This window comes from Nocardia sp. NPDC003345, from assembly GCF_053589395.1.
In genome coordinates this window covers 1-13,366 of the sequence record NZ_JBSFRU010000166.1, presented here as the reverse complement: position 1 = coordinate 13,366, position 13,366 = coordinate 1, and the positions used below count along the sequence as shown (strand labels likewise).

Sequence of the window (13,366 nt, the reverse complement as noted above, 5' to 3'; positions counted from 1 at the left end):
ATCCAGCCCGCCACGTTGTCGAGGAAGTAGCGATCGTGGGTGACGGCGAGGACCGCGCCGGCGTACTGCGCCAGGAACTGCTCCAGCCACAGCACGCTCTCGGCGTCGAGGTGGTTGGTCGGCTCGTCCAGCAGCAGCAGATCGGGCTTGCTCAGCAGCAGTTTGCACAGCGCCACCCGGCGCCGCTCGCCACCGGACAGGTTGGTGACCGGCTCGTCCGGCGGCGGGCACCGCAGCGCGTCCATGGCCTGTTCCAGCTGGGAGTCCAGGTCCCAGGCGTCGGCGTGGTCGAGATCCTCCTGCAGTTTGCCCATTTCGTCCATGAGCTCGTCGGAGTAGTCGGTGGCCATGAGTTCGGCGATCTCGTTGAACCGGTCGAGTTTGACCTTGATCTCGCCGAGGCCCTCCTCGACGTTCCCGCGGACGGTCTTCTCCTCGTTCAGGGGCGGTTCCTGCTGCAGGATCCCCACGCTGGCGCCCGGGGCCAGGAAGGCCTCGCCGTTGTTCGGCTGGTCCAGTCCGGCCATGATCTTCAGCACGCTGGATTTACCGGCGCCGTTGGGGCCGACGACGCCGATCTTGGCGCCGGGAAGGAAGTTCAAGGTGACATCGTCGAGCACGACTTTATCGCCGTGCGCCTTACGAACCTTCTTCATTTGGTAAATGAACTCAGCCATGGCGATCACCCTATCCGTCGAACATCGGTCTGGTTTCATACGTCGGCGCATCCGGCCCGGTCTGCCCGGACCGGCGTCGCCGCCGGCGTCTCGTCCTGGTCCCCCACACCCCCGGTTCCGGTTTCCCCAGCGTGGGAACCGGCGGAATTATTCCCGGTGACCGGGGGATTCCCGGTTCGCCGGCGGGTCACCCGGGCGGTGCAGCGGGTGAGATCCGGCCCCACCGTATGCGCCCGCATCTCGAGGTCACGGCGCTCGGCGCCCTCCCGGGTACGGTACTCGTTCGACCGGAGCTGGCCCTGCACGATCACCGGATCGCCGCGCCGGATGGAGGCGTCCACCCCCGCGACCAGCCGCCGCCAGCAGCTCACCGTGAGGTACAGGATCCCGTTGTCCACCCATTCGCCGGAGTCGCGGTCGAGCCGGCGGGCGGCGCTGGCCAGCCGGAAGCTCACCATCTCTTCGCCGCTCGGTAGCTCGCGCTTCACGGGTTCGGTCACCACGGTACCCACCACCGTCGCCACTGCTTCGTACATGATCCACCCCTTCGTCCCGGCCCGGCGGGTCCGGGCCTCCCGGACGCACGGCCCGGGAACGAGTCCATCGTCACCCGCCAGGCCGGCCCCCGGCGCGGGCGAACGAGATCTGTGGACAACTCCCCCGTACCCGTGTGCCTGTGGACAACTTCGCGCGCGGCGCCCGGAGGCCGGCGCGGTCAGAGCACCGGGAGCTCGGTATTCGCCCCGCACAGCACCACGACCGGCCGCTGTCCCTCCGGCGGCACATACGCCCCGCTGAGGATCGCCGCCAAGGCCACCGCACCCGCCAGTTCCACCACGATCCGGAACTCCCGCCACAGGTACTCCCGGGCCTCGGTGATCGCGTCGTCGGTGACCAGTTCGGACCGCACCCCGTACCGGCGGGCCACATCGAAGGCGATCTCACCGATCCGGGAGGCGCCGAGCGCGTCCGCGGTGATGCTCGACACTCCCACATCCACCGGCTTTCCGGCCGCCAGCGCCGCGTGCAGGGTGGGAATTCCTTCCGGTTCCACACCGACGATCTCGCGCCGGCGTCCGCCGGCCGCGGCGATCCCGCCGATCAGGCCACCGCCGCCGACGGCGACCAGCACCGGCGGCCGGCCGCGGACCTGTTCCTCGAGCTCCAGCCCGATCACCCCCGCCCCGGCCACCACGGCCGGCAGATCGTAGGCGTGCAGTTGCAGCGCGCCCCGCTCGGCGGTCAGCTCACAGGCGTGCTCGTAGGCCTCGGCATAGGTGGTGCCGTACCACCGGACCTCGGCGCCGTGCGACCACATCGCCGCGACCTTCGTATGCGGCGCCGATTCGGGCACCACCACGGTGCAGCTCTTGCCCATACCGGCCGCCGCCAGGGCCGCGGCGATACCCGCGTTTCCGCCGGAGGCGATCACCACATGCTCCGGGCAGACCCGTTCCGACAGCAGCGCGTTATAGCTTCCGCGCACCTTGAAGGTGCCCCCGTGCTGCAGGTACTCGAGTTTGAGGGTGACCGGAACCGGTCCGAACGGGCCCGGCACGACGGTATGGAAAACAGGGGTCTTGCGGATATGCCGGCCCAGCCGCCGCCGCGCCGCCCGGACATCGGACCGGTAGATACGCCGGAACGGCTGCACCGCTGTCAGCGGGATCCTCTGCTCGGTCATCTACCTACTCGCCCGATCTCGCTTGGCCAATTCGGCGAACATGGCGTTGTGCGCGGCGAGGTCGGCGCCGTCGTCGCGCTCGGCGGCCCGGTCGGTCCGCCGGGCCAGCCGCTCGTCGCTGCGCGACCATTGGATCAGCAACGCGAGCATCACCACCACCAGCGGCACCTCGCCACTCGCCCACGCCAGGCTGCCGCCGGTGCGCTGATCGCCCAGCAGATCAGTGTGCCAGTCGAGGGCGAGGCTGCGATAGAACCAGCCGCCGAGCACTGTGCTCATCCCCATCAGGACCACGCCGAAGAAGGCGTGGAACGGCAGCGACCCGAACACCATGGCCAGCCTGGTCAGCGGTTCCACCCGCCGGGGTTTGGGGTCGATACCGATCACGACCCAGTAGAAGAGATATCCGCTGACCAGGAAGTGCAAGTTCATCAAGAGATGCGCGGCGTGGGAATCGACGAACGTATCGAATATGCCGCCGAGATACAGCGCGTAGAAGCCGGCCACGAACACCACCGACGCGACGATCGGCTGGGTGAGAAACCGCGAGACCGGATTGTGTACGGCGGCGAGAATCCATTCCCGGGGCCCGGGCGGCCCGGACCGGCCCGCCGGTGGGAGCGCGCGCAACGCCAGCGTCACCACGCCCCCCAGGGCCAGCAGGATCGGTGTCAGCATCGACAGCGCCATATGGGCGCCCATGTGGACGCTGAACATCGCCGGCCCGTACCGTCCGACGCCGGACGAAGTCGTGAACAGCAGCACCGCACAGCCCAGCAGCCAGGCGACGGTGCGGCCCACGGGCCAGGTGTCGCCGCGGGCGTGCAGGCGGCGGACCCCCAGGAGATACAGCACCGCCAGCACGATCGCGAGCGTGCCGAAGATCAGATCGAACCGCCAGTCGAACAGCAGCCGCGCCACGGTCGGCGGTCCGTCGAGGGTGTAACCGAGTTCCACTTCGACCGGGGTGGGCACGCTGGTGGGCGGGGGCGGCGGGGTCCGGCCCAGCCCGGCCGCCAAGCCCATGGTCGCGGCGAAGAGCAGCATCTCGACCCCGGCGAAACGCACCAGCGCCCGGCGGTCGCCGGGGTCGGCCGCCAGCGCCGGCAACGCGGCCCGCCGCTGGAACCAGCCGACGACGCCCAGCGCCGCCAGCGCCGCCACCTTGGCCAGGACCAGCCGCCCGTAGGTGCTGGTGAACAACTCGTCGGCGGGGACCCGCACCCACGAATTCACGACCCCACTCACCGCGAGCACCACGAACGACACTGCCGCGACCGGCGAGAACCGCCGGGCCGCGATATCGGTGTAGGTACCGTCGCGCAGCGCGTTGACCAGCACCGCGACCAGCCCGCCGACCCAGACCGCCGCGGCGATCAGGTGCAGGATCAGGCTGTTGGTCGCCACATCGTGGGAGCCGCCCGAGGACGAATGCCCGGTCAGCGCCAGCGGCATCATGACCGCCACCGAGGCGCCGAACAAGACCGGCGTCCATCCCCAGCGCAGCACGAGACGGCAGGCGACGGCCAGCAGCAGCGCGCAGATCGCGGTGAGCCGCCAGGTGCCGGCGAGCTCGATCTCGTCGATCACGCCCCACAGGTCCTGCGGGGCCAGCATTTCGGTCACCGGACGTCCGGTGCTGTCCGAAACCGTCAAGGGGACCAGCAGCGCCGCGCAGACGGCCCACGCCCCGGCGAGCAGCGAAGCCCGGCGTACGGCCCGGTAACCCCCGGTATCGAGGAGACCGCTGCGCTGGGGCGGAACCAGGAACGCCGCGAACAGCAGGGCCCCGACCGTCAACGCGGCGAACAGGTCGGCGAGGGCCCGCACGGCGGGCAGGCCGTAGGTCGTCAGCGGGCCCGGATCGGGTATACCCAGCAGGCTCAGCGCCGCGGCGGCGGACAGGCTCACGACCGCCACCGCGACCAGGGCCGACAAGGCTCCCGCGACCACCGTCAGCACCGCCGGCACCGTCGCCGCACCCGCCGGTCCACCGGCCTCGGTGGCTGGTTCGGCGGCGGAGGCCTGGACTGACGACATGAGTTCGAGGGTAGTTCGGCGGGTGGCGGCGGGCCCGGCCGGGCTGTTCTGCGGGCAGCCCAAAACAAACGATCTAGATGATCGCTACACTTTTCAGCTGGACAACGCGCCCGTTGTCCGCGATGGTGGAACCACTGCCTCCGTAGCTCAGTTGGATAGAGCAAGGGCCTTCTAATCCCTAGGTCGCAGGTTCGATTCCTGCCGGGGGCGCTCCACCCACCCGACTGAGCTGCTCAGGCCAGTCGGAGTGGGTTTACCCACTCCACCGAAACTCCAAACACACCATCCACACAGAGAGTTCGGAATTTCTCCGGGACCGGGCCGGCACCGGATTCCGGCCGGTAACCACACCGCGCTCGTCCCGGATGGCCTGTCCTAGGGTTACGGGATGGGTTTGCCTTCGCCTACCGCCGATAGCCGTGCCGTCGTCACCGGCGCCTCCTCCGGGATCGGGACCGCTCTGGCCACCGAGCTCGCGCGCCGCGGGTACTCCCTCGTACTGGTGGCGCGCCGCGGTGACCTCCTCGACGATCTCGCCGACCGGCTGACGCGTACTCATGGGATCACCGCGGAGGTCCGGGCGGTGGATCTCGCCGACCGCGCCCAGCGCGCGCCGCTGTCCGAGGAACTGGCCGGGCGCGATATCTCGATCCTGTGCAACAACGCCGGGATCGCGACCTTCGGCCCGCTGGCCGAGCTGGACCCCGGATACGAACGCGACCAGCTCGAACTCAATGCCGTGGCCGTGCACGACCTGACCCTGGCGGTGTTACCGGGCATGCTGGCCCGGCGCGCGGGCGGAATCCTGGTCAGCGGATCCGCGGCCGGGAATATGCCCATCCCCAACAACGCGACCTACGCCGCGAGCAAGGCCTTCGCCAATACGTTCACCGAATCACTGCGCGGGGAGCTCAAGGGCTCGGGCGTGCACATCACCCTGCTGGCCCCCGGCCCGGTGCGCACCGAGACGCCCGATCCCGCCGAGGCGTCGCTGGTCGACCGCATGGTCCCCGACGCCCTCTGGGTCTCCTCCGACTACACCGCCCGGCTGTCGCTCGACGCTCTGGCCCGGAACAAGATGCGGGTGATCCCCGGCGTGATCGGAAAGGGGATGAGCGTGGCCGGAAACTACGGCCCGCGCGCGGTCACCGCCCCCATCGCCGGCGCGTTCTACAAGAAGCTCGGCGGCTGAGCCGACCCCCGGCGGGCCCCGGGTGTCCGCGCCGCCACACGCCCGGCGAGTACCGCAGACCGCAGGAATGCCCATCACCCGGTGCCGGGCTGATTAGGCTGGTACGAGTGTCCGACAAACTGATCGTGTGGATGGATTGTGAGATGACCGGGCTCGACCTGGTCACCGATAAGCTGATCGAAGTGGCCGCCCTGGTGACCGACAGCGATCTCCAGGTGCTCGGCGAGGGGGTGGATATCGTCATCCACGCCGACGACGAGGCGCTGGCCGCGATGCCGGACGTGGTCGCCGATATGCACGCCAGGTCGGGGCTCACCGACGAGGTGCGCCGGTCCACCGTCACCTTGGCCGACGCCGAGCAGCAGGTACTCGAATACGTCATGCAGTACGCACCGACCGCACGGACGGTACCGCTGGCCGGTAACTCCATCGCCACCGATCGCGGTTTCATCGCCCGGGATATGGCACGTCTCGACGAGCACCTGCACTATCGGATGATCGATGTGAGCTCGATCAAGGAATTGTGCCGCCGCTGGTACCCGCGGATCTATTTCGGTCAGCCGGAGAAGGGCCTGGCCCATCGCGCGCTCGCCGATATCCAGGAGTCCATCCGGGAGCTGCGGTACTACCGCCGCACCGCTTTCGTGCCCGCCCCGGGCCCGTCGACGGCGGAGATCGCCGCGATCGCCGCCGACGTCGCGGACCGGTCGCCGGGAGAAACTCCGCCCTCGCCGGGCGCCGCCGAATCGGTGCAGGTCACCGCCACACCGGAAACCGATTAGCTTACGACGGGGTAGACACGCTAGTATCTAGGCCGCCGGTGTTGATCGGCGATGGTGAGTGTAGTTCAGTTGGTAGAGCACCAGGTTGTGATCCTGGCTGTCGCGGGTTCGAGTCCCGTCACTCACCCTGAGAAGCCCGAGGGCCCCACGGTCCTCGGGCTTTTTCGTTCCCGGTCCGGCGGCTCAGCCGACGGGCTTTTCCGTGTCGACCACCGGCCCAGCGGTATCGGGCGGAGCCGTATCGCGGGCGCCCTGGTCCAGCCGGAACGGCGGATACTCGTCACGCAGCAGCGACGCGTACACCTGCACCCGCAGGATCCAGCGGTTGATTCCCATGACGAAGTCGAACAGGCCCTGGGAGTACCGGGCCACGAAGAGCAGACCGACCAATGCGACCAACGTCACCACCCCGATGAGCGGTACCCCCATGGCGCTGGCCATATCGTCCCCGTCGTCGTAGCCGACCACCCACGCGGCGCCGGTCAGCCCGCCGATGATCAGGTAGTGCGGGATCGCCAGTAGCCACCATTTCACCAGCACCAGGCCGCGGCTCAAGGTCTCCGGATAGTCGACGCCGAGGTCCGCCGGATACGTCTCGTCGGCCGCCAGCGAGAACGGCGGGTACCTATCCGTTCCGGCCGGTGACCAGGCGTAGTAGGAAACCCGCCACGACCAGCGCATCACCCCGACGCTGTAGTCGAACAGCACACGCGGGTACCGCCCGGTGAACAGGATCGCGAAAAACGCGATCAGGGTCACCACGGCATAGCCGATATGCAGGAAGAACAGGACTATGTAGTGCGGTATGGCCAGAATCCACTTCACGATCCACATCCAGCGCGACAGCGCGGGGTCCAGATCGCCTCGGATACGGACCGGATAACCGGCGGGAGCAGGCATCGTGATCAACGCTCCTTACAGTGTGCTCGTACCGGCCGGCCGGATCAGGCTCGACCGTATCTCAATTGTGAGCTACAACACACTCATTCGGGAACGTCCCGAGATACCGACACGCCATCGAGATCAGGAGCGCCGCGACAGCGCGCGGCAGGTCAGCGGACCGGGGCCTTCTCGAAGCCTTCCAGCGGCGCGATCCGGGGCAGCGCGCCGGGGTGCTTATCGTTGAGCCAGCCGATCAGTTCCTCGCGTACGGCACAGCGCAGCGACCACACCGCGTCCGAATCGCGCCCCGTCATCGATGCCCGGACCTCGATACCGGTGGGAGTGCTGTCGGTGACCAGCAGATTCCAGCTCCGGCCGTCCCAGTCGGGGTGATCACTGAGGTACTCGTAGAGATGCGCGCGCAGTTCCGATACCGGGGTGCTGTGGTCCAGATGCAGGAAGACCGTACCGGTGAGCTCCGGCCCGCCGCGGGACCAGTTCTCGTAGGGCTTGCTGTTGAAATAGGACACCGGCATGGTCAGTCGCCGGTCGTCCCAGATGCGGACCGTGAGGAACGACAGCGTGATCTCCTCGACGGTGCCCATCTCCCCCTCGACCACGACGGTATCGCCGATCTTCACCGAATCACCGAAGGCGATCTGCAGGCCCGCCATGAGATTGCTCAGCGTGGACTGGGCGGCCACACCGGCGATGATGCCGATGATGCCGGCCGAGGCCAGCAGCGAGGTGCCCAGTACCCGCAGTTCCGGGAACATGATCAACATGGCGATGGCGGCGGTGGCCACGGCCAGAACCGAACTGGTGATCCGGCGGATGAGAGTGAACTGCGTGTTCAACTGCCGGACCCGGCGCGGATCGCGGGCGCGGCGGGAGTAGGTGTTGAGCAGCCCGTCGGCGACCGCGTCGGCGATATTGACCACCAGCCAGACCGCCGACATGGTGACCATGGTGGCCAGCACGTTGAGGATGACGGCGTCCTGTCTGAGGTCCAGTTCCGCCAGCGGGTAGGTGAGCCGGAGGGCGGCGAACCCGAGGAACAGTTGCAGTGGGAGCTGCATCCGCCGCAGCATCCCCGGGACCGCGGTCTTGGGATGCCGGGTCGACCAGAACCTGAGGCCCCGGTCGATCGCCCAGCCGATCGCGATCGTCACGGCCAGCGTGCCCCCGAACACGATCAGCAGCCGTAGTACGTTTTCCACTGCGCCCACTCCTTGCCCCATCGTTCGTTCCTGTCCCCCGGACAAGGCTACAGTTCGATAACGGTGGGTCACCACCGGTCACGGGAATGCGATCGCGGCGTCTTCCGTCACGCGCTACTCCGGCGCCTGCCCGTGCGCCGAATACAACCGCACCTCGCCGCCTTCACCGAGGAACGCGTTGACCAGCATCACTTGCTCGGCCCGCAGTTGCGCGGGGTCCGGCGCGCTGGTGGTAATGGATATCTGCGGAATCGCGGCCCAATTGACCACGTACCGCTCCGGCGGCCCCGCGTCATCCGAGAGCCTGGCCAGCCGGAACACCGAGACGGTCTTGCGCTCCATGAGAGTGCGCACCACCTCCGCGATCTGCTCCGGATCCTCGAGGGCGAACAGGAAGCCGAAGGTCAGCTCCGGTGAGGAGATGTAGGCGGGCACGACCAGAGGTTAGCTCATGGATAACCGCCCGGTGTGAGTTGTCCCACCGGGCGGCTATCCGGACCCGATCAGTCGCGGGTGCCGTACGAGCGGGGCTCCGCAGTATGGGCGTCGACCACGTCGGCGTCCACCACATCCGCGTCGACCACGTCCGGTCCGACCCCCTCCGCGTCCACGACGTCCGCCTTCCGGCCGGCGGGACGGTCGGCGTCGAAGCGGCCGGGGTCCGCGTCGTCCGGCAACGGCGAATCGGATTCCCGGCTCTCGGCCGCGTCGCGGCGGGCCGCGGCGGCGGCCTCGTTCATCTCGATCGCGTCGGTGATCCACTCACCGATCTCACGGGTCACCTCGGCAACGGTGCCGGTGATGATGCCCGCGATATTGCCGACCCGGCGCGCACCCGAGGAGGTGAGTTCCTGGATCAGATCCTTGTTGGCCTCGAATTTGCCGATCATCACACGCCCGCTTTGGTTGGACTCTGCTGACGCATCACGATAACACCGGGCTCGGGACGTTTCCGCAGTACAGCGGGCAGGAACCGGGCGAAGCGGGACTCGGTGAACTGCGGCGGCAGGGCCAGCTGGAAGATCTTGGCCCAGACCGAACCGATCTGCTTGCCCAGCGGCCCGGTGTTGTAGGGCAGCCCGAACTTCTCGCACAGCGCCCGGACCTCCGGCGCGATCTGCGGGTAGCGGTTGGCCGGCAGATCGGGGAACAGGTGGTGCTCGATCTGATGCGACAGATTGCCGGACATGATGTGGAACAGCGGGCTACCGGAGATATTGGCCGAGCCCAGCATCTGGCGCACGTACCACTCCCCGCGCGTCTCCTCGGCGGTCTCGTCCTCGGTGAACGACTGCACGCCGGAGGGGAAATGGCCGCAGAAGATGATCGAGTAGGCCCACAGGTTGCGCACGATGTTCGCGGTCGCGTTCCCCGCCAGGGTGGACAGGAACAGCGGCCCCGACAGCAGCGGGAAGGCCACATAGTCCTTGAGCACCTGCCGGCCCGATTTCCGCAACTGGCCCTTGATGAGCGGTTTGAGCTCGGCCCAGCTGCGCTTGCCCTTGACGATGTTGTCGGCTTCGAGATCGTGCAGCATCACGCCCCACTCGAAGAAGACCATCAGCAGGAACGCGTACAGCGGGTTGCCCAGGTAGTACGGGTTCCACTCCTGGCCCTCGTCGATACGCAGCACGCCGTAACCGATATCGCGGTCCTTGCCGTGGATATTGGTGTAGGTGTGGTGCATGTAGTTGTGCGAATGCTTCCACTGGTCCGCCGGGCAGACGGTGTCCCATTCGAACACCCGGGAGTTCAGCCCCGGTTCACGCATCCAGTCGTACTGGCCGTGCATGACGTTGTGGCCGATCTCCATATTGTCGAGGATCTTCGACACGCTCAGCGCGGCGACGCCGGCCAGCCAGAACGGCGGCAGGAAGCCCAGGTACATGAGGCCGCGCCCGGCGATCTCGAAACCGCGCTGGGCCTTGATGATGTCGTAGATGTACTCGCGGTCGCGCTCACCCAGGTCGGCGACCACCCGGTCGCGCAGTTCGTCGAGGGTGCGGCCGATCTCTTCGACCTCGGCGGGCGAGAGGACCAGCGGTCCGTCCTTGGTTTCGGTGAGGATGGTCATCTGTTCTCCCCTTCGTGTCCAGATGTCGTCGGTGGTGCCACTCGGATACCGGTGTGCACTCAGATGTCGATGTCCACGTCGCCGACGGCGGCCTGGACGCAGAGTTGGATGGGCTGATCGGGGTCGGATTCCAGTTCGCCGGTACGCAGGTTGCGGGTGCAGCCGCTGCGCCGCACCGAGGTGCAGGAGAAGCAGATACCCATGCGGCAGCCGAACTCCGGCGTCAGGCCCGCGCCTTCGGCCTGCTCCAGCAGGGATTCGCCGGCATTGTCCGCGGTGACCCCGCTGGCGGAGAACGTCGTCGTCCCGTGCACGTCGGCGCTGTCGACCGGTACGGCCGTGGCGACGAACTCCTCGGTGTGCAGGCGTTCACCGAGATCCTCGGCGTCGAAGATCTCCCGCACCGACTCCATCAGCGGCGGCGGGCCGCAGAGGTAGGTGTGCGCGCCGGCGAACCACGGGGCCACCCGGGTGAGCTCGTCATAGGAGAAACCTCGCCCGTCCAGTTCCGGGTACCGCATCTCCAGCGCGATATTCGGGTGGGCGGCGGCGATCTCGTCCAGTTCTTCGCGATGCGGCACGAACTCCGGGGACCGCGCGTAGTGCAGGAATACCACCGGGCCGGCGTATCCCTCGTCGGCGAGGGTGCGCAGCATGGAGAGCACCGGAGTGATCCCGCTACCGCCGCTGATCAGCAGCACCCGGTCCGGGCGCCGCGCGGGCAGGTGGAAGACACCGGAGGCCGGTTCCAGATCCACGATCGTGCCGGGCCGGGCGTTCTCGTGCAGGTATCGCGAGACCAGCCCGTGCGGATGCACCCGGATGGTGAGATCGAGCCGGCGGCGCGGATCGTGCTGCGAGTTCACCGGCGAGTAGCAGCGCACGTGCCGCACCCCGTCGATGACCACTCCCACCTGCACGAATTGTCCCGCGCGCAAACCGGACCACTGCCGGGTCGGGCGCAGGCCCAGGCGGAGGGTGCCCGGGACCGAACGGTCGACCTCGACGATCCGGGCGCGCATATCGCGCACGGTGAGCATCGGCCGCACCAGTTCCAGGTACCGGTCCACCGGGTGCGGGGTGGTCAGGGTCTGCACCAGATCGAGAAGGGCCGCCATAGCCAGTTCTCCGTCCGTCCATCGGTCGCGTCACGTACTCGAACCATTTTCAGTGTACGTATGTACACTCAACTAGTGTGCCGGATACCCCGATGGAACTGTCAACCAGGAATCGGTGTGACGCGGACGACATATACGCGAGGGATGGATGGTGAACGGCTGTATGCTCACTGAAATGACCGATCAGGGAGCGAGCCGAGTCGAGCGCAAAGAGCGCACGCGGCAGGCCCTGCTCGACGGCACGCTGGCATTGGCCGCCGAACGCGGATTCGGGGCCCTGAGCCTGCGCGAGATCGCCCGATCGGCCGGTATCGTGCCGACGGCCTTCTACCGACACTTCGATTCTCTCGACGATCTCGGCGCGACTCTCGTCGACGAAGGCGTGCAGGCATTACGCCTGGCCCTGCGGCAGTTGCGCCGCACCCCGGACGCACGCCTGTCGGAAACGGTGCGGTTCGTGTTCGGCGAGGTCGCCGTGAAACGGGAGTTGTACGGATTCCTCATCCGGGAACAACGCGGGGGCACGGCGGCCCTGCGCACCGCGATCGCGCTCGAACTCCAGCTGATCGTGCGCGAACTCGTGGCCGACCTCTCCCGGGTCCGCGCACTGGACTCCTGGTCGCCCGATGATCTGGAGATCGCGGCCGACCTGCTGGTCGCCACCGTGACCGACGGTATCGCCGACTATGTCGCGGCCACGCCCCGCGAACAGCAGCCGACCGTCGAACGGACGATCGCGCAGGTCCGGCTCATCGCCCTCGGCATGGGCGTCTGGAGACCCTGATCGCGGGCGTCAGGCCGCCGATACCGGAGTCTTCACCCGGCTACCGCGATCATCGGGCGCCGGGACCAGCAGCAACGCGATCAGGCCGACGACCAGCACCACCAGCAATCCGGCGATCCCGGCCCGATCCGAATCGAATACCCAGACGTACAGCGCGAACAGCGTCGGCGACAGGAACGACGCCGCGCGTCCGGTGGTGGTGTAGAGGCCGAACAGCTGCCCCTCCCGGCCGGGCGGTGTGAGCCGGGTGAGGAATGATCGCGCCGACGCCTGCGCCGGGCCCACGAACAGGGTCAGCGCCAGGCCGAATATCCAGAACATGGCCGGCCCGGACACCACCAGCAGCGCGGCGCCGCACACCACCGCCGACGCCAGCGACACCACGATCACCCGTTTCGGCCCGACCGAATCGTCGAACCGGCCGGCCACGATCGCGCCCAGTGCCGCCACGACGTTGGCGGCGATACCGAACAGCAGCACATCGGAATCGCTGATCCCGTAGACCTTGACGGCAAGTACCGCGCCGAAGGCGAAAACACCCGCGAGCCCGTCCCGGAAGATCGCGCTGGCCACCAGGAACCAGATCACTCGGCGATCCAGGACCCAGAGTTCGCGCAGATCCCGCCACAGCACCCGGTAGGAGGCCAGGATCCCGGCCGAGGCCGCACCGGGATCGGCACCGCTACGCCGCACCTCGGGCACCGCGAAGAACACCGGCAGCGCGAACACCGCGAACCAGCACGCGGCCAGCACGACCACCAGCCGGATATTGAGTCCGTCCTCGGTCGTGACCCCGAGCAGGCCGCGTTCCGCCCCGTCGCCGGCGATGAAACCCACGTAGCAGATCAGCAGCAGGAAGATCCCGCCGAAGTAACCCATCGCCCAGCCGAACCCGGAGACGCGGCCCACGGTC

At 67.9% G+C, this 13,366-nt stretch carries 14 protein-coding genes and 2 tRNA genes; 5 read left to right on the top strand and 11 right to left on the bottom strand.

Features of this window, described 5'->3' with window-relative positions; translation table 11 throughout:
* The 4 genes from ACWDU1_RS18765 to ACWDU1_RS18750 form a co-directional block, all read right to left on the bottom strand.
* A partial coding sequence (locus ACWDU1_RS18765) for an ATP-binding cassette domain-containing protein (protein ID WP_450000051.1) occupies positions 1 to 677 on the bottom strand: 677 nt, incomplete at its 3' end.
* Between the two features lie 35 nt (positions 678 to 712).
* A complete protein-coding gene (locus tag ACWDU1_RS18760) occupies positions 713 to 1,213 on the bottom strand; it encodes a single-stranded DNA-binding protein (protein WP_450000049.1) in 501 nt (166 codons plus the stop codon).
* A gap of 179 nt (positions 1,214 to 1,392) precedes the next feature.
* Positions 1,393 to 2,361 carry a threonine/serine dehydratase gene (locus ACWDU1_RS18755; RefSeq protein ID WP_450000048.1) on the bottom strand — a complete coding sequence of 323 codons (969 nt, stop codon included), beginning with the start codon at positions 2,359 to 2,361 and terminating at the stop codon, positions 1,393 to 1,395.
* A complete protein-coding gene (locus ACWDU1_RS18750) occupies positions 2,362 to 4,401 on the bottom strand; it encodes a cytochrome c oxidase assembly protein (protein ID WP_450000046.1) in 2,040 nt (679 codons plus the stop codon).
* Between the two features lie 136 nt (positions 4,402 to 4,537).
* Here ACWDU1_RS18750 and ACWDU1_RS18745 point away from each other — a divergent pair.
* The 4 genes from ACWDU1_RS18745 to ACWDU1_RS18730 all read left to right on the top strand — a co-directional run bounded on the left by ACWDU1_RS18745 (position 4,538) and on the right by ACWDU1_RS18730 (position 6,502).
* Positions 4,538 to 4,611, top strand: a tRNA-Arg gene (locus ACWDU1_RS18745).
* 178 nt (positions 4,612 to 4,789) lie between these two features.
* A complete protein-coding gene (cmrA, locus tag ACWDU1_RS18740; protein ID WP_450000044.1) occupies positions 4,790 to 5,593 on the top strand; it encodes a mycolate reductase in 804 nt (267 codons plus the stop codon).
* A gap of 107 nt (positions 5,594 to 5,700) precedes the next feature.
* Positions 5,701 to 6,375 carry an oligoribonuclease gene (orn, locus tag ACWDU1_RS18735; RefSeq protein ID WP_450000042.1) on the top strand — a complete coding sequence of 225 codons (675 nt, stop codon included), beginning with the start codon at positions 5,701 to 5,703 and terminating at the stop codon, positions 6,373 to 6,375.
* A 54-nt stretch (positions 6,376 to 6,429) separates the two neighbouring features.
* Positions 6,430 to 6,502, top strand: a tRNA-His gene (locus ACWDU1_RS18730).
* Positions 6,503 to 6,558: 56 nt separating this feature from the next.
* Here the strand turns inward: ACWDU1_RS18730 and ACWDU1_RS18725 are convergent.
* From ACWDU1_RS18725 to ACWDU1_RS18700, 6 genes are all read right to left on the bottom strand, one after another.
* Positions 6,559 to 7,275, bottom strand: coding sequence for a DUF4389 domain-containing protein (locus tag ACWDU1_RS18725; RefSeq protein WP_450000040.1), 717 nt, complete (start codon positions 7,273 to 7,275; stop codon positions 6,559 to 6,561).
* Between the two features lie 152 nt (positions 7,276 to 7,427).
* Positions 7,428 to 8,477 carry a mechanosensitive ion channel family protein gene (locus ACWDU1_RS18720; RefSeq protein WP_450000039.1) on the bottom strand — a complete coding sequence of 350 codons (1,050 nt, stop codon included), beginning with the start codon at positions 8,475 to 8,477 and terminating at the stop codon, positions 7,428 to 7,430.
* Positions 8,478 to 8,591: 114 nt separating this feature from the next.
* Positions 8,592 to 8,912, bottom strand: a complete 321-nt coding sequence (locus ACWDU1_RS18715) for a hypothetical protein (RefSeq protein ID WP_450000037.1) — start codon at positions 8,910 to 8,912, stop codon at positions 8,592 to 8,594.
* Positions 8,913 to 8,980: 68 nt separating this feature from the next.
* Complete coding sequence (locus tag ACWDU1_RS18710; RefSeq protein WP_450000035.1) at positions 8,981 to 9,367, bottom strand: hypothetical protein; 387 nt, start codon at positions 9,365 to 9,367, stop codon at positions 8,981 to 8,983.
* Complete coding sequence (locus ACWDU1_RS18705; RefSeq protein WP_450000033.1) at positions 9,367 to 10,551, bottom strand: fatty acid desaturase family protein; 1,185 nt, start codon at positions 10,549 to 10,551, stop codon at positions 9,367 to 9,369. The genes ACWDU1_RS18710 and ACWDU1_RS18705 overlap by 1 nt, the downstream gene beginning before the upstream one ends.
* 59 nt (positions 10,552 to 10,610) lie before the next feature.
* Positions 10,611 to 11,669 carry a ferredoxin reductase gene (locus ACWDU1_RS18700; RefSeq protein ID WP_450000031.1) on the bottom strand — a complete coding sequence of 353 codons (1,059 nt, stop codon included), beginning with the start codon at positions 11,667 to 11,669 and terminating at the stop codon, positions 10,611 to 10,613.
* A gap of 175 nt (positions 11,670 to 11,844) precedes the next feature.
* Between ACWDU1_RS18700 and ACWDU1_RS18695 the strand changes: the two genes are divergently transcribed.
* On the top strand, positions 11,845 to 12,453 hold the full coding sequence (locus ACWDU1_RS18695; RefSeq protein ID WP_450000029.1) for a TetR family transcriptional regulator: 609 nt from the start codon (positions 11,845 to 11,847) through the stop codon (positions 12,451 to 12,453).
* Positions 12,454 to 12,462: 9 nt separating this feature from the next.
* On the opposite strand, the gene ACWDU1_RS18690 is transcribed toward ACWDU1_RS18695, so the two are convergent.
* Positions 12,463 to 13,366 (bottom strand): MFS transporter (locus tag ACWDU1_RS18690; RefSeq protein WP_450000027.1); only part of this gene is annotated, 904 nt, incomplete at its 5' end.